Annotated in this window: 11 protein-coding genes and 1 pseudogene; 4 read left to right on the top strand and 8 right to left on the bottom strand. The window is 55.7% G+C overall.

Going from position 1 to position 16,089, the window contains the following annotated elements; translation table 11 throughout:
• Positions 1-47: 47 nt before the first annotated feature.
• Together IJT02_02500 and IJT02_02495 are read right to left on the bottom strand one after the other, a co-directional pair.
• Positions 48-1,691, bottom strand: coding sequence for an S-layer homology domain-containing protein (locus IJT02_02500; protein MBQ7543790.1), 1,644 nt, complete (start codon positions 1,689-1,691; stop codon positions 48-50).
• 289 nt (positions 1,692-1,980) lie between these two features.
• A complete protein-coding gene (locus tag IJT02_02495) occupies positions 1,981-2,910 on the bottom strand; it encodes a tyrosine-type recombinase/integrase (GenBank protein ID MBQ7543789.1) in 930 nt (309 codons plus the stop codon).
• A gap of 125 nt (positions 2,911-3,035) precedes the next feature.
• Here IJT02_02495 and IJT02_02490 point away from each other — a divergent pair, with 125 nt between their 5' ends.
• A complete protein-coding gene (locus IJT02_02490) occupies positions 3,036-4,592 on the top strand; it encodes an S-layer homology domain-containing protein (GenBank protein ID MBQ7543788.1) in 1,557 nt (518 codons plus the stop codon).
• A gap of 80 nt (positions 4,593-4,672) precedes the next feature.
• On the opposite strand, the gene IJT02_02485 is transcribed toward IJT02_02490, so the two are convergent.
• From IJT02_02485 to prfB, 6 genes and pseudogenes are all read right to left on the bottom strand, one after another.
• Positions 4,673-5,797 carry a hypothetical protein gene (locus IJT02_02485; protein MBQ7543787.1) on the bottom strand — a complete coding sequence of 375 codons (1,125 nt, stop codon included), beginning with the start codon at positions 5,795-5,797 and terminating at the stop codon, positions 4,673-4,675.
• Positions 5,763-6,479 (bottom strand): hypothetical protein, encoded by a 717-nt coding sequence (locus IJT02_02480; protein MBQ7543786.1) that lies wholly within the window; start codon positions 6,477-6,479, stop codon positions 5,763-5,765. The genes IJT02_02485 and IJT02_02480 overlap by 35 nt, the downstream gene beginning before the upstream one ends.
• Entirely contained in the window at positions 6,455-6,913 is a 459-nt protein-coding gene (locus tag IJT02_02475; protein ID MBQ7543785.1) for a DUF327 family protein, read from the bottom strand. Before IJT02_02475 ends, IJT02_02480 begins: the two co-directional genes overlap by 25 nt.
• Positions 6,898-7,497 carry a dTMP kinase gene (gene tmk, locus IJT02_02470; protein MBQ7543784.1) on the bottom strand — a complete coding sequence of 200 codons (600 nt, stop codon included), beginning with the start codon at positions 7,495-7,497 and terminating at the stop codon, positions 6,898-6,900. The genes IJT02_02475 and tmk overlap by 16 nt, the downstream gene beginning before the upstream one ends.
• 4 nt (positions 7,498-7,501) lie before the next feature.
• Positions 7,502-9,178: a hypothetical protein gene (locus tag IJT02_02465; GenBank protein ID MBQ7543783.1), complete on the bottom strand. Its 1,677-nt coding sequence runs from the start codon at positions 9,176-9,178 to the stop codon at positions 7,502-7,504.
• A pseudogene (gene prfB, locus IJT02_02460) lies at positions 9,171-10,211 on the bottom strand (peptide chain release factor 2). The gene IJT02_02465 and the pseudogene prfB overlap by 8 nt, the downstream one beginning before the upstream one ends.
• Positions 10,212-10,375: 164 nt before the next feature.
• Between prfB and IJT02_02455 the strand changes: the two are divergent.
• The 3 genes from IJT02_02455 (at position 10,376) to IJT02_02445 (ending at position 16,086) form a co-directional block, all read left to right on the top strand.
• Positions 10,376-11,989 (top strand): Na/Pi cotransporter family protein, encoded by a 1,614-nt coding sequence (locus IJT02_02455; protein ID MBQ7543782.1) that lies wholly within the window; start codon positions 10,376-10,378, stop codon positions 11,987-11,989.
• Positions 11,989-14,199 (top strand): penicillin-binding protein 1C, encoded by a 2,211-nt coding sequence (gene pbpC, locus IJT02_02450; GenBank protein MBQ7543781.1) that lies wholly within the window; start codon positions 11,989-11,991, stop codon positions 14,197-14,199. Before IJT02_02455 ends, pbpC begins: the two co-directional genes overlap by 1 nt.
• Positions 14,200-14,292: 93 nt before the next feature.
• Positions 14,293-16,086 (top strand): ribonuclease J, encoded by a 1,794-nt coding sequence (locus IJT02_02445; protein MBQ7543780.1) that lies wholly within the window; start codon positions 14,293-14,295, stop codon positions 16,084-16,086.
• Positions 16,087-16,089 lie beyond the last annotated feature (3 nt).

The following is a 16,089-nucleotide window of genomic DNA, read 5'->3' as shown; positions in this document are numbered from 1 at the left end:
TCTGACTCCCTCCGAATTGTCTTTAGCCCTGATTGGGTTTCGTTGGACTAGAACGTTACCTTCGTCCTGAATTTCACGACGTTGTCCTCGCGGCCTACGTCGTCATCAGCGTGCATATAGTTGAGGCCGAGCGTCGTGTAGTCATTGAGCTTGTAGCTTACACCGATGCCGTACTCCTTGGGCTTTACGTCCTCAGTGCGAAGAAACACGCCATTACCATTATAGACTCCTATAGCATCCTCAACGACGTATCCATAGTAGAACAGGTAAGTTGAGAACTTGTCGGTCCACTCCTGCCCAAGCCCGACTCTGTAGTACTTTGTATCCCAGTACGCCCTGCTCCCGCCAAAGGTTTGCTGAAGAAGGTCGCCGTAGAACAGTATTCCGCCGTTATTGCCCCAGAAGCCCTCATCGAACTGGCCGTACTCGAGCCACAGGCTAGTGTACTTGAGAGCCGCCTGCTTCACGTCGAGAATTACTGCCCAGTGGTTGGCATCATCAATCATCCCAGCTCCGCCGCCGAAGTAGCCACGATCTCTCCAAGCGAGACGATTATTCCCGTCTACATAGACTTCTTCCATATCCACGTTCTGGTGGTAGAAGACACCCTTGATGCCTATAGCGTCGTTGAAGTTGAAGCGAAGGCCACCGTAAATTGTCCAGATATTGTTGAAGGACAAGTCTCCAGCACCATGCCTAGTGAGGTTACCATTGACATCTGCCACAGAAAATTGCTCTGCATTGTCGCCTACATATGCTTGTCCGCCAATATCGAAACCGATCTGTTCGGTGAACTGGAGGGAAGCCTGCGCCAAAATCATCCAAGTGTCCAATGCTGTGGTTCTCCAACCCGTTATGTTCCCATCGGCATCATACGTCAATGTACTGGCAGTATACCTACTAGGATGCGCGAAGGCTATACGCGCCATACCCAGACCGAAGTTCTTGGTGAGACCGAAGCCATCAAACGTCCAGTCCGTGAGGATCTGGTCGCCATCCCACACGCCAGTGCCGGGAAGAGAAATCTTGTAGTCTCCTTCGAGAGCCCAGCTGAAGCGTCCGACAGTCATCTTGCTGTCAAAGAAGAACGGCATCTCCACGAAGAACCTATCGAAGCGCGCATGAACCGTATCGTCATTGCGAAGCCTCGCACGGAAGAAGTAGTCGTCGTTCTCGCCGAAGTTGCGCTCGAAGATCAACCTTGCTTCATCGAAGCCAACCGAGCCTTCGCCGTCACCATCAAACGCATCGCCTGCACTGTTCCTGCTCTGGTTTATGACATCAAGCACCAGTGAACCTTCAATGTGCCATCCTCCGAGACGATCCTCGAGAACAGCAACGCGCTCGTCGAGTTCATCAACCCTGACACCCAGAGCTTCAAGCTCATCCTTGAACTCCACCACAAGACGCTTCAGCATTTCGACATCCTGCTTGCTCGCTTTGGTCATGTCCACAACAGCAAGTGCCCTCGCAAGTGCTGATGCCATCTCGTACCTCGTGGTTGACTGCTGACCCTTGTACGTGCCGTCCGGGTAGCCGGAAAGTATTCCATGAGCCGCAAGCTGTCCTATCGCATCGTACGCCCAGTGATTCATGGGTACGTCCATAAACGGATTAGTTGCAGAGAATGCAGGAGCAACCGCGCTCACCGCAAGAACTGCAGCTAAGAACATTACTGCTAATTTCTTCATTACAGATAAACCCCCTTATGAAATTGTCAATCAACTATCGCCTTTTACGCACTCAGTCCATATACTGCCCTGAGCCTGCGGGGGTTCGGAAAGTTACCTTGTTTCCTTTCTGTCCCTCTGACAGTCCGAGAGGCTGTACTCCCGACCTCCTGCGCCCTCCGCGTCCGAACTCTTCCTTAATGCTTGAACGGGGATTCGTGCATCTCCTTTCCCTGCTTCTGGCTAACAAGTTCTGCGTTGGTTTGACGATATTCCGCTACGTATTTCCCGTAGCACGCGGAGTATATTACTACACACATCTGAAAATTGCAAGCGAATCTGTAATTTCACGTATAAAGTTTTGGAAAACAGCGGCGCAGACTGCTTCCTCGCAAGGGCTTCTGAGGCGGTCGACGTGGTGAGCGTAGATCATTGTGGTGGTGATGTTCTTGTGCCGTGCGAAGGCCTGAACCTCACTCAGTGGTATGCCAGCCGATAGGGACAAGGTTATTGCGGTGTGTCGGAGGGAATGCGCGGTGAGGCGCGAGGAGGAGAAGCCGTTTGCGCGCATTGCGGATTTGCAGAGCTTGGAGATGGTTTGTGCGGAGAGGCGGGCATTCGTGTTCCGGCGGCTCATTGAGGCAAAGAGCGGGGCGGACTCCTGAACTTTGCCGCGTTCCCTGATGTAGTCGCCGATTGCTGAGCTGACTGGGGGAGGGACCTTCACGAACTCAGACTTTGTGCACCGTCCCTTGCCCCTCACGAACAGGCAGGTGTGCGTGCCGACTTTACGGAAGTCGCCGATGTTTGCGCGAGAGACCTCGATTGTGCGGAGGCCGGTTACTGACATGAGGGCGATGATGGCGAAGTTTCTGCGGCCTATGGGGGTTGTGCGGTCGATCCCGGCGAGGATTGTGCGGAGCTGTTCGGCGCAGAGGCAGTCGCGTTTGTGGCCGGGCTCGGGCTTCGGGGCTTTAACGCCGAGCGCGATGTTGGGGTAGATTCCGGCGTGTTCTGTCCAGGCGAAGAACCTGCGGCTTGCGGCGAGGTATAGTGCGATGGTGCTGGGCTTGAGGTGCTTGCGTTCGAGGTGTCTGCGGAAGCTGATGATGTCGTCGCGGGAGGGCTTGAGGATTCCGTGTTCGGTGAAGTAGGTGAAGAGCTGCCGCAAGGCTCTGCGGTAGATGGACTCTGTTTTCTCCGAGACATCGATAAACCTGAAGAATGGTTCTAGGATCATGGCGGGTTCTCCTTCGTGGAAAAATTGTAGGTGTATTGTACTGAAAAAAGAAATTAGCAGTAATAGCAGCTGTTGTAGCAGTTGCAGCACTTGCAGCCCCGGCGTTTTCAGCGACCAATCCTTTCATGGACGTGCCGATGAACCACTGGGCATATGACGCAATCGGCCAGCTGGCCGCACACGGGATTCTCTCGGGTTATCCTGACGGAACCTACAAAGGGCAGCAGTCCACGACACGTTACGAGATGGCCAGTGCGCTTGCCAGAGCACTCGCAGTAGTAGACATGACGAAGGCCAGCAAGCAGGACGTAGAGATGCTCAAGAGGCTCGTTGTTGAGTTCAAGGACGAGCTCGAGGCACTCGGCGTAAGGGTAGACGAGCTTGACGAGAGAGTAGCTGTTCTGGAAGACAGGCTCGGCGGGTGGCACATGCACGGAACGCTCGTGCTCGATGTTCAGAATGAGAGCCGTAATGACGCTGGCGACGCAATCGGACCTGACGGTAAGGGTTCAGTAGGCTTCGATGAGGCGAGAATCTGGTTCGAGCGCAGGTTTGGCGAGAATGAGGATTACTTCTTCGCGGCAAGACTTCGCGATGAAGAGGGCGGAAATGGACGCTTAGACAGGTTCTTCGTGGAGATGCCTTTCTTCTTCGACACGAAGATGACTGTAGGACGTTTCAACTGGGCTCTTGAGGGCGACTATAAGATTTCCCTCCCCGGCACGGGCGTTTGGGACGGTGACCAGATCCTCACAGACTGGACAATGACGGGCTTCGGCGTAACCAAGAACTTCGGGCTGGGCATGGCACGTGTAGTGTTCGCACATCCCAGCGACAGATGGAGTATCGGTGGTCGTATAACGGATCGTAATGGTAATTTTTACGGAAGCCAGACGACAGTGTTCGATCTGTGGATGATTTTGCCGCAGGTTACGCTCCAGTTCACCGAACAGATCGGACTCGATCTCGGAGCACAGGTGTTCGTCGGTGATAATGCTGAGCAGTTTACGGGGCTTGACAATAACGGCGATATTACTGAGCACAGAATTGGCGACGTGTCCTTCAACAACCTCTGGACAGTGTATGGCGGGCTTCGCTTTAACTTCAACGATGCCATCGGCTTCAAGGGTGTGTTCTACCATCAGGAGATGGATACCGAGATGGTCTATCGCGACCCTAATGACGGGTTGCTCAAGTGGATGGATACCGGCTCTTTGTTGCTGGACGCAAACAACAACATCATTGATGACGCAAACCACTGGGCAGCCATCCTTGATGTGAAACAGCAGGCTCTGAAGTTCACCAGCCTGTGGCTCGAGTATGGCCAGTATGACAGGGGTTTCTGGGGCAACAACACTGGAATCCTGTTCTATGGCGACCTTCTGAAGGAAGAGTACGGCATGAATGGCGGCAGGCGTATACAGTTTGATACGAAGTACTGGAGAGTCGGTCTCGGCCAGGAGTGGAACGACAAGTGGTCAACCTACCTGTTCTACTACGGCTACAAGCTCGAGTGGGGCAACGCTGATGTCAGCCCGAAGGAGTTCGGTTTAGGCGTACAGTACAAGCTCAACGACTACACGACACTCGGTCTCAACTACATGCACGCTGATAACGATGCTAACGGCGCGGCCAGCAGGGAAGACAATGTCGTGAAGTTCAGGACAGCGATAGAGTTCTAGCACGGCACAGGGCTTCAACAAGAACAAGCAGCAACCAGCGGAGTTTTCTCAAGTGTGAGGAGACTCCGCTTTTTTGTGGGCTACTTTTCCGGGTTATCCTTCGGCTTGCGGTTTCTCCTGCGCTTCGGAGGATTACTGCTGCCCTGCTGCTGCTGAGGCTGCTTCGCCGGTCTGCTCTTGGCCTGCCTGCGCTCCTCATGACGCTTCTCCGCACGCGCAATCCTCTCACTCCGAAGGCGCGCAACCTTCGCCGTCGCCCTCAGCTTCTGCCTCTCACGACGCTTCTCCAGCATCGCCGCACGCTCCTGCATCGCCCTCTTCTTGGCCGCAAACTCCTTGTCCTCTCCCCATTCCTCGCCGCGCAATACTGTTTCCTTGAAGTCCGGGAACTCGCTTATCAGCACAGATACCAGCCTTCCGGACGGAAAACGTATGTTCACGCTCTCACGCCCGATGTCGAGGCTCTCGAGGATGTATGCTCCCTGCTCCGTCTTTATCTTCGCGCCCGGGCCGGGAAGTTTAGCCCAAAGCTCGGAGTAGAACTCCTGCTCGTACGACATACAGCACATCAGCCGCCCGCAAAGCCCCGAAATCTTCGTCGGGTTCAGTGCTGAACGCTGCTCTTTAACGATCTTGATGCTTATCGGCATGAAACCCCTAAGCCAGTAACCGCAGCAGCAAGGCCGCCCGCACGACGCAATACCCTTCACAATCCTAGCTTCGTCGCGGATACCTACCTGCCTCATCTCGATGCGCGTACGAAACTCCCTCGCCAAATCCCTCACGTACGCACGGAAATCTACCCTCTGTTCCGCCGTGAAGTACAGGAAGAACTTTTTGCGGTCAAGCATGAACTCCACGTCCACCAGCTTCATGTCCAGATTGTGGGCGGCAAGAATCTCGCGGGCACGAAGAAGTGCCTCGTTCTCCTCCTGTCGGCACATGTAGTAGTTCTCGATGTCCTCAGCGTCGGCTTCACGCACAAACTCCACGTCCTGCAGCACCGCATCGCCAGGATCTTCGTACCTCGACGCTTCTGCCCGGTATTTGGCCTGCTGTTCTTCTGAGAGGCATCCGCCGGGAAGCCCCATCTCGTAGCCTCTGGATGTCCTGAGCACCGTCCAGCGCGGTGAATGTATCTCTCCGTCAATCCTCGCAAGTCCCAAGTATCTAGGCTTGCCGAAGATCGTCAAGTATATGTTCATGTTTCGTGTTGTCCTCTCGTAATGTAAGTATTATCAGGTCGCAGAGAAGCGGCACGGATAGATTCTTCTTCTCCGCAATAATTCTCAGTGTGTCAAGGCGTTCTGCCTTCGCAAAATCTTTGTCGTCTGAAGCACGGTTTGCCCATGCACGGAGTTCCGCGATCATCGCGTCGGTGTCGTACTTCCGCGCTCCGGCAAGCCACTTCACCCAGTCTGACGGCAACGGGCGGGCATCTTCGTCCTCTTTGAGCGTTATCGTGCTGAAACGCGACCGGCTCTTCAGCGTCGGCAGAAACAGTCTTCCGTCCTCCATCAGGAACAGCAGGAAGGCGTGTGCGGGAGGTTCTTCCGCGAGCTTCAGCAGACTGTTCGCGGCAGGAAGAAGCAGACGGTCAGCGTTCAGGATTACCCCGAGACGGCGTGAAGATTCCAGCGGCTTCAGGGCAATGTCCTCGATGAGCTGCCTGCACATGTCGATGTTGGGGGCTTTGTCAGGCGTGCCGGTTATCAGCAGGTCAGGATGAGACGGCCGGTACGTCCCGAGAATCATGCGGGCTAGGGTCTCCGTGATTTCGTTGTGGAGTTTCGCGGGCGCAGCAACTGCCCGGCAGTGCGGAATGTTTCCGGCTTCCGTTTCGTGCAGAATTTCCTGCCAAGCTACATCAGAAGCGAGATCAAGCAACCCTTTATCTCCTCCATCAGCGCAAGTGCCTTCGTCCTGTTGCCCTCGTAAAGGAACGCCTCCTCGAGCTCGTCCATCGCCTTCTCAGTGCGTTCTATCGTTACGTACATTTTGCGGTCAGTCTTGCGCCACCTCATGTCGCGCTTTATCCTCAAACCCTTCGCCGCACGTTTCAGCAGCTCGTGAAGGACGTTCCTGTACTCCTCGATGAGACGGCCGCCCGGAAAAACCGAAAGCCTGTCCGAGAGTTCGTAGAGCTGGTCGAGCAAGTCCTCAAGCTCCGTGCTCTCCATCGCCGCCTCAAACGAGAACGCCGATGATGCCACAGAGTTTGCCGGTGCGGTGTGCGAGCCGGTATGACTTGTGCCTGACTCCACGCGCGGTTGTGAGGCAGCAGGGGGTTCGCCCCCTCCGCGCTTTATCTGAATAGCCACAGCCTGGCCTCCAGTTCGCGGGTTATCGACGCAAACACCTCGTCTTCGTCCATTGCCCCGCAGTCGATGCGTATCATGCTCTCAAGCCACCTGTAGAAGGATGATACCCGCTTCATCAGCGCGAGCCCCTCTGCCTCGAACCTGTCGCTTTTTGTCCGCGCAGCTACCCGCGAGAAAGCTATCTCCGGCGGAACGTCAAGGAATATCTTTGCGTCCGGCTCTGGGAATGCGCACGCGTCGATGATGCTCTTTGCGCGCGAAAAATCCAGCCCGTGCCATCCTGACTGGTAGGCTAGGGTTGACTCGTTCCAGCGTTCGCAGATTACGTGGCTGCCTGCAGATATTGCCGGAGCAATGACTTCGTCGACGTGCCTTGCCCTGTCAGCGAGGAACAGCAGGAGCTCCGGCATAGGGGAGATGCTGTCCTCTAGGAGAAACTCGCGGAGCTTTCCGCCGTCAGGGTAACCGCCGGGCTCGAAGGTTCTGATGACCTCTGAGGCTGTGCGTTCCTTGAGCCACTGCGCGAGACGTGCGGACTGCGTCGACTTTCCGCACCCGTCAATCCCTTCTATAGTGATGAATATTCCCTTACTTCTCGACATGTATTATTCTCTTCATCATGCCTTCTATGATGTAGTCGGCTTTGAAGACACGGAGCGTGCCCTCAGAGATGCGGCGTTCTTTGGTCTCGCTCATGTATTCTTCTTCTTCCGGCAGAAGGTCAGGCTCACGCTTTTTGCTTCTTCTGCGCGCAAGAGCTTTCTTCAGGGCATCGTCCTTGTCGGCGTTGAGCTCTAGAACTAGGTCGTTGTTCGCGTCAGCGGCCTTGAACTCCGTCAGCATACGCTCAATGCTGTCTATAGACTTCCAGCCTTCGTCGACGGAAAGCTGGCTCATCGGTTCAGTTCCTCCGCCCCTCACGATTAGTTCGCACACTCCCTCCGAAGCGTCATCGGGCATCTTCATCGTAAAACTGCGCTCGACTATGCCGGTTCGCCAGCCCCTCAGCTTCACGGTTACGCCGACCTCTCCGCCGGGCTCAACTGTGTCTTCAGAGAGCGTAACGTCCTCGATGAGCAGAACCTTCGGCCTCTGTGTCGCCTCGACAGTGAGCGTGAATCCTGCGGGCATCGTCTCCTCAAAAGGCTGTATCATGTAGGCGTTGATGAGTGCCTGAACGTCCTTGAACGCTTCCTCGAAGATGTTGCTGTCGGAGAAGAATATGTCTTTCCGCGCCCAGCCTTTGGGGACTGCCGGGCCGTCTATGCGGAGACTGACGGACATTGTGCCCTGCCCCTTCCTGCCCCAGCATTCCTCGACGAGAGCCTGAAAGACTTTCACGATGATTTCCCGGCTCATGAACTCATCGACAATCACGCGGAACTGACTTTGCGCCTCTGTTCCGTTGTCGAGGTTCTTGAAGACCAGCTCGGCAGAGATTGACGGTGGATACACGCCGAACTTTCCGCCCGTAGCGGCCTCCCTGTCCTCCGTGAATGTCCCGACGATCGTCTCAGGGCTTCCCAGCTTGAAGGGAAACCTGATGCTGTCTACCGTCTCGTGAATGTAGGTCTTGGCCGCAGGGTATGATGATTTGCCGGCCTTGTTCATCTCGTGCCCGAACGCAAGGAATCTCCCGTCCCGCGCCGTCGCTGTAACTGTCCCGACAGCCCCTATCTCCACGTCTCCCCACGCGAGGAGCGCAGAGACTGAGTCGCCGGGCTTCAGCCTCTCTCTGCTGATGGTCATGGGCTGTGAGCTCAGAGGTGCTCCCTGCATGAACGTCAAGCCCATCGTGTCAGCCAGCGCACATACAGCGGAGTTGTTCAGGCTAAGGCCGGAGATCATGAAGTCAGCTAGAGGAAGGCTCGGAGACCCGTACTCGAAGACATTGCACATCGACTCTATCGGCGCAACCATGCCCAGCTTGTGGTCGCTCAAGTTCCAGCCGCTCCGCACTGCTCCGATAAGCCTGCCGTTGATGTACACAGGGCTTCCGCTCATTCCCTGCGCGAATTTGTGTTTGCCCGTAAGACGTATCAGTATCTCGTCGGAAAGCTCCCTGCCCGGTTTCTGCGGAGCAACGCTCACGACTTTTACCGGCAATCTCTCGGGAGTGTAGCCCTTGAGCACCGTCATGATGTACCCCGTCATTCCGGGACGTATCTCCCTCACCGGCATGATTAGCTGTTCCGGGACAAACCGGGCTGCTTCGGCCGCAACGCACTGCAGGATCAATACCACAGCCAGCAGAAATTTACGCATCACCTTTCGCCCTCCTCTTCAGGTATTCCATTATGAAGCCGCTGATGTCCCCGTCAAGAACTGCCTGGATGTTGCCCTTCTCGTAGTTGGTCCTGTGATCCTTAACCAGAGTGTACGGGTGCAGGACGTAGCTGCGGATCTGGCTTCCCCACGCGGACTCCTTCTTCTCGCCGACAACAGAGGCCAGCTCCTCCTCGCGTTCCTGCAAGGCACGTTCATAGAGGCGGCTCTTGAGGACGTGAAGTGCTGTCGCGCGGTTCATGTGCTGTGAGCGTTCGTTCTGGCACGTTACTACGATTCCCGTCGGAATGTGGGTGATTCTCACTGCACTGTCCGTCCTGTTCACGTACTGCCCTCCTGCTCCTGATGCCCGGAAAGTGTCAACCTTCAGGTCTTCGGGCTTTATCTCCACGTCAACATCATCGCTGAACTCCGGCGAAACAAGCACGCTCGCAAAGCTGGTGTGCCTTCTGTGCGCGCTGTCGAACGGCGAAATTCGCACGAGCCTGTGCACTCCTCGTTCTGCCTTCAGGAAACCGTACGCGTATTCGCCCTCGACAAGAATAGTTGCGTTCTTGATGCCGTCTCCTTCGTCGGCAGTGGCCTCGATGACGTTCGTCCTGAAGCCCTCGCGCTCGCAGTAACGCAGATACATCCTCAGGAGCATTCCCGCCCAGTCCTGAGAGTCCAGTCCGCCCGAGCCCGCGTGAACCATCAATATTGCGTTTGCGGAGTCGTATGGTTCATTGAGTAGAAGAAGGAGGCTTGAACGTTCGAGCTCCTCGCGCAAAGCTGAAGCTCTCTGCGAGAACTCTGCCTCGAGGTCTGCGTCGTCGGTCTCGCCCAGAATCTCCTCTATCGCCGACAAGTCCTCGTACTCTGAAGTTATGTGCTTTAGGCCGTCCAGCTTGGCATTGATGCCGGAAAGTTCGCGCAGAGTGTCTTCACGGTTCTCCTGCGTCCAGAAGTCAGGGGCAGAAGTCAGACGTGTAAGCTCTTCGGCGCGGGAAGAGAGTGCAGGGAGGTCAAAGGCTGTCCCGCATGTTGCGGATAAGCGCGTGCAGTTCCTCCAGTTCGGATTTGATGTTAGGGTTCATAATTCACTAAGCCTTTCCTTAATGGGATGAGGGAAATAATATCACACACTCTGCTATACTCTAAACAATTACTCATCACAATTTTGAGGAGGTATTTCCAGTGCAAACATTCTTCACGATTGCCGGAGGAGTCGCTCTGTTCCTCTACGGCATAAAGCTGCTATCGTCAGCTCTACAGTCCCTCGCAGGGGACAAGCTCCGCCAGCTTCTCGGTGAGCTCACCAAGACTCCCTTGCGCGGAATACTCGTCGGCATTCTGGTTACTGTCCTGATACAGTCCTCAGCGGGCACAACTGTCATGACCGTCAGCTTCGTGAACACCGGCCTTCTGTCCCTCAAGCAGGCACTCGGCCTCATAATGGGCGCGAACATCGGGACAACCGTAACCGCACAGCTGATCGCCCTCAACATCGACACGCTGGCACTGCCTCTTCTGGCGGTCGGAGTGTTCATGTCGATGCTCACGAACCGCAAGCAGCTGGGTTACATCGCGAGCGGGCTTATCGGGCTGGGTCTGGTGTTCATCGGAATGCAGACCATGAAGGCCGCCTCGCACGTAATCTCACAGCACAGAGACCTTCTGCTGTTCCTGAGCCGTAGTCCTCTGACGGGAGTCCTCGCGGGAATAATCCTTACTGCGCTGATACAGTCTTCCGCCGCAACAATAGGCCTCACGATTGCCGTAGCTTCGCAGGGGCTTATATCGCTTGACGCGGCGATACCCATAATTCTCGGCGACAACATCGGCACGACCCTCACAGCAATAGTCGTCTCCCTCAACGCCTCGCGCCCGGCGAAACAGGCCGCAATGGGGCACGTACTCTTCAATCTTATCGGCACAATAATCTGCCTGATTTGTCTGCCGTTCTACAAGGAGATTGTCTTGATGAGTTCGGACGACATAGGCCGCCAGATAGCTAACTCGCACATGATCTTCAACGTCCTCAACACGATAATCTTCTTCCCGTTCATCTCGCTGCTGGCAAAGCTCATCGAGACGATTATTCCCATCCGTCCGGAAGACAAGCCCGAAGATGTCATGTACCTTGACCCGACGCTCATCAACGTTTCGACGGCTTCGGCAGTTGCGGCGGTGAAGGACGAGCTCCTTCACATGGGAAACATCATCGGCAAGATGTTCGACGTTGTGGGGGAAGCGTTCTTCCAGTACGACACGGCCAAGATGGAGGACAGGCGCAAGAGGTTCGACTCCCTCGAGGACAGCGTCAACAAGATAACGCGCGCAATCTCCGAGTATGCTTCCGAGATCTGGCAGAAAGGTGTCAGCGACGAAGTCTCGACGGTTCTCGGGTGCTACGTGAATGCTTCGCTTGACCTCGAGAGAATCGGCGACAGGATGGAGAACCTCATTGAGAGGTGCGACGCTATGGATCACTATCTTTCGGCTGAGGCAGTCGGTGAGTTCCGGGACATGTACGACACCACCAACAGAGCCGTAACGCTCGCAATGTCCTCAATCGAGAAGGAGAATGCTTCTGAAGCATGGGAAGTCATCCGCGACATCGAGAAGAGGATAGACGGACAGGAGCGCACCTACAGGAAGAACCACATTGACCGCCTCAACAAGGGCGAGTGCGACCCCGAGAAGGGCGTGAACTTCATCACGCTGCTGAGCAACCTCGAACGTATCGGCGACCACAGCAACAACGTAGCCGGTTACACGCTGGACATCCTCGCTCTCGGCAAGAAGTAATGAAGAAGTATCTGTTCCTCCTGCCTGTTCTGGCGTTCGGTGTGTTGTGGCTCAGCATAGACATCAACCCTGAACGCGTAACGACAATCTTCGGCTCACCCGCACTCTACGACTCTGAGGGCAGATTGTTCCACGTGAGGCTGTCGCCGGACTCCGAGTGGCAGATACCGATTCCGCTCGGGGAGATGGGCAAGTGGCTTCCGCTTGTGGCGGTGAACGCTGAGGACGGGAGGTTTTACCGGCACGGAGGAATAGACTTCATCGCGATGCTGCGGGCGGTCTACAAGGACATAACGAGAGGGCGGATAGTTTCCGGCGCGTCGACGATAACGAGCCAGGTTATCCGCCTTTCGGTGTCCGAACGCGAAGGCCGGAAGCGCACACCGATGACGAAGATCCGCGAGTTCGTGATGGCGTTGAAGGTGGAACGTTCGCTGAGCAAGGAGCAGATTCTGGAGAGCTACCTCAACCTTGCACCGTTCGGCGGGAACATCAGGGGAGTTCAGGCGGCATCGCTGATATACTTCGGGAAGAAGGCCGAGCAGATTTCGCCCGGTGAAGCGTGCCTGATGATAGGGATGCTCAAGGGGCCGACGCTTTACCGTCCCGACACCCGGCCAAGAGCAGCACGGAAACGCCGCGACGAGATAATTGACCTGATGGAGCGCAAGGGAGTATTCACGCACGAGGAGGCACGCCGCGCAAAGCTCGAGGACTTGCCGCGCAAGAAGTCAGACCTTCCGGCAAGGGCGTGGCATTATTCCGAGCTCGTGCTGACCCAGAACCCCGAGCACTCACGGAAGTTCGACACAACCCTGAACCTCGAGACACAGACGAAACTTGAGGCAGTGCTCCGGCAGTCGCTGAACGACTTTCCGCGAGACATCACGCTTTCCGCCGGAATCGTCGACAACAAGACTGCGGCACTCGTTGCGTGGTCGGGAAACGCGCGCTTCAGCTACGGTTCTGACCCTTCGTCGTGGGTTGACTGCGGACGTGCTCCGCGTTCTCCGGGCTCGACGCTTAAACCTTTCGCCTACTTGGCCGCAATCGACGACGGTATCCTCACTCCCTCAACGCTTCTTGCTGACACGTCAATGGCATTCTCCGGGCGCGCACCGCGAAACTTTGACCTGAAGTACAGGGGGGCAGTTACGGCACGGACAGCGTTGTCGCAGAGCCTGAATGCTCCGGCAGTGAGAGTGCTCCGCAGGACGGGCAATGAACGCGTCTTGAGCCTTATGCGCGAGGCAGGGCTACGCCATCTCATCCACCCGGCCAAGTACTACGGCGACTCGCTGATACTCGGAGGGTGCGACATTACGCTTCTCGAGGAGCTCGAGGCATTTACCGCGCTGGCTTCGCTGGGGGTTCACCGGCCGCTGAAGCTCCTGCAGGATTCACCGCAGAACTCAGGAAGGATCGCGACTGCGGCAGGGTGCTGGCTGGTCAGCGACATGCTGCGCTACAACGGAGAACTGTCCCTGCTTGCGCGCGGAACTCTCGGCGGAAGGTGGCGTGTTGCTCTGAAGACGGGGACATCGTACGGGCTGCGTGATGCTTGGGCGGCGGCGTGGACTCCTGATTACACAGTGGTTGTGTGGGCGGGAAACCCCGACGGTACTTCGTGGGAAGGTTTAGTGGGTGCACGTGCGGCGGCTCCTGTTGCGGTGAAGCTCTTGCGCACTGTCTCGCCGAAATCAGGCTGGTACGACAAACCCGAAGCCCTCACCCTGCGCAAAGTGTGTTCATTGTCGGGCAAACCTCCGACAGCTCTTTGTCCGTCAGTGAAAATGGAGTGGGCGATTGTGGGCATAACACAGACGCTGCCCTGCGACATGCACGCCTTGAAGGGCGGTCAGACAGTCGTGAACCTTCCGGCAAGTTTCGGTGCGCGCGAGAATGTTCCTGCGGTGAAGGCACGTGCTGAGCTGAGCATAATCTCTCCTGTTCCGGGAGCATCGTACTTTGCCGCGCCTCTGGACAACGAGCGCAGAATACCCATGAAGACAGAAGGCGCGAGCGGGTCTGTGTGGTGGTACTTGGACGGGAAATACATAGGCACATCGCGGGCAGAGAGTACGTTCTTCCATGATATTCCTGACGGCGAACACGTTGTGAGTGCAGTTGATGAAGCAGGACGCAGCGCAAAAGTTGATGTGAAAGTGTTTACGCCCGGCAGACGCAAAAAGGAGGAGCTTCTCTTCTGACACTCCTTCATTGACGTGAAAATCAATCCTCCTGACAGTTATAATATAATAACTCCATTACGGACACTGAATTTTTACCCGATATTACGGGTTATATATACAAAATCTTTCTCAAACAGGAGGACTAATAATTTGACGCAGAAAAATTCACGTACACGCAGGAAGAATGGAGGCAGTGAGGGCAAAGAGCATCTGAGCTTCATAGCACTCGGAGGGCTCGGGGAAATCGGAAAGAACATGTACGTTCTTGAGTACGGCGACGAAATCATAGTTATCGATTCGGGGCTGAAGTTCCCGGACAGCGAACTTCCCGGAATAGACTACATTGTGCCGGACATCTCTTACCTCGAAGCCAACAAGGACAAGATACTCGCAATCCTAATCACTCACGGCCACGAAGACCACACCGGCGGACTGCCTTATGTTCTGCCGCGTCTTGATGTTCCTCTCTACGGGACACAGCTGACGCTCGGACTTATCCGCAACAAGCTGCAGGAGGACTTGCCGCTCTACCGGCCCGACATGCACGAGATTCGCGCTGGGGACGTGATAAAGATAGGTTCGTTCACGATAAGGTTCATCGCGGTGTCGCACTCAATCCCCGACTGTGTAGCCCTGTCGATTGACACGCCGCTGGGACGGATTGTTCACACGGGGGACTTCAAGCTCGACAGCACGCCGGTAGACGGACGCATAACCGACTACGGAGCTTTTGCGGAAGAGGGGGACAAAGGAGTGATGCTTCTGTGTTCCGACAGCACGAACGCAGAGCGCAAAGGTTTCACGCCGTCAGAACGCATAATCGCGGCGACACTCGACCAGCTTTTCCGCAACTACAGGAGCAAGAGGATAATCATCTCGTCATTCGCGAGCAACGTCCACAGAATTCAGCAGGTTGCGGACGTGTCAGCGCGCTTCAACAGGAAGATAGCTTTTCTCGGCCGCAGCATGATTCGGAACGTTGAGCTTGCCAGAGATACCGGCTACCTCAAGATAGACTCGAAGATGATAATCCAGATCGAGGAGAGCTGGAAGTATTCTGACAATCAGCTCGTTGTTGTAACGACAGGAAGTCAGGGCGAGCCGTTCAGCGGCCTCGTAACGATGAGCAGGGGTGAGAACAAGTCCATAGAGCTCGGCGAACATGATGTAGTGTTCCTTCTTGCGTCGGTCATTCCCGGCAACGAAAAACTCGTGAACAACACAATCAACCGTCTGTTTGCGCAGGGGTGCGAAGTTGTTTACGAGAGGGACAAGAACATTCACGTCTCCGGCCACGCATCGAGCGAGGAGCTCAAGATTATGCTGAACCTCGTACGTCCGCAGTACTTTGTGCCCGTTCACGGAGAGTACAAGCACATGGTGAGACACTCACAGCTTGCGCAGGAAGTCGGCATCCCCGCCCGCAACATCTTCCTGATGAACAACGGAGACATCCTGACCTTCACGCGGAGTGCTCCGCCGAAGAAGCACGGCCAAGTGCAGTCTGGTGCAGTAATCGTTGACGGGAACGCCGCCGGAAGCATCAAGAGCGAAGTCCTCAAGGAACGCCGCGAGATTGCGGAAGACGGAGTGCTTGTTGTCGGTGCATCAGTTGACGACAGGGGGAATCTTCTTGCGCCGGTGGCCATCGAGACGCAGGGAGTGTTCATCTCTGAGGATACGCCGTCAATTTTCCAGGAACTCTACGCGGTGAGCGAGCGGGCAATTCAGGAGATGGCGGGGGGCAGGGTGAACGTCGATGCCCTGAAGAAGACACTGAAGGCACGTGTGAGGGATGTGCTGAGGAAACGCAACTCATCATTTGCTGTGGTGCTGCCGGTTGTGTCGGTGAGACAGTCGGGGTATTACGACGACATAAGCAATTACGAGAAAGAGTTTTTCTAGGAG

It is taken from the genome of Synergistaceae bacterium (genome assembly GCA_017450125.1).
In the GTDB taxonomy this organism is placed as follows: domain Bacteria; phylum Synergistota; class Synergistia; order Synergistales; family Aminobacteriaceae; genus JAFUXM01.
Note: the sequence above shows the minus strand (reverse complement) of the source record. Positions and strands in the feature narration are given on the sequence as shown.

Excerpts from the sequence above, each read along its gene's own strand:
- IJT02_02500 (MBQ7543790.1), bottom strand. The coding sequence starts at position 1,691 with ATGAAGAAATTAGCAGTAATGTTCTTAGCTGCAGTTCTTGCGGTGAGC.
- IJT02_02495 (MBQ7543789.1), bottom strand. The coding sequence starts at position 2,910 with ATGATCCTAGAACCATTCTTCAGGTTTATCGATGTCTCGGAGAAAACA.
- IJT02_02490 (MBQ7543788.1), top strand. The coding sequence starts at position 3,036 with ATGGACGTGCCGATGAACCACTGGGCATATGACGCAATCGGCCAGCTG.
- IJT02_02485 (MBQ7543787.1), bottom strand. The coding sequence starts at position 5,797 with ATGAACATATACTTGACGATCTTCGGCAAGCCTAGATACTTGGGACTT.
- IJT02_02465 (MBQ7543783.1), bottom strand. The coding sequence starts at position 9,178 with ATGCGTAAATTTCTGCTGGCTGTGGTATTGATCCTGCAGTGCGTTGCG.
- pbpC (MBQ7543781.1), top strand. The coding sequence starts at position 11,989 with ATGAAGAAGTATCTGTTCCTCCTGCCTGTTCTGGCGTTCGGTGTGTTG.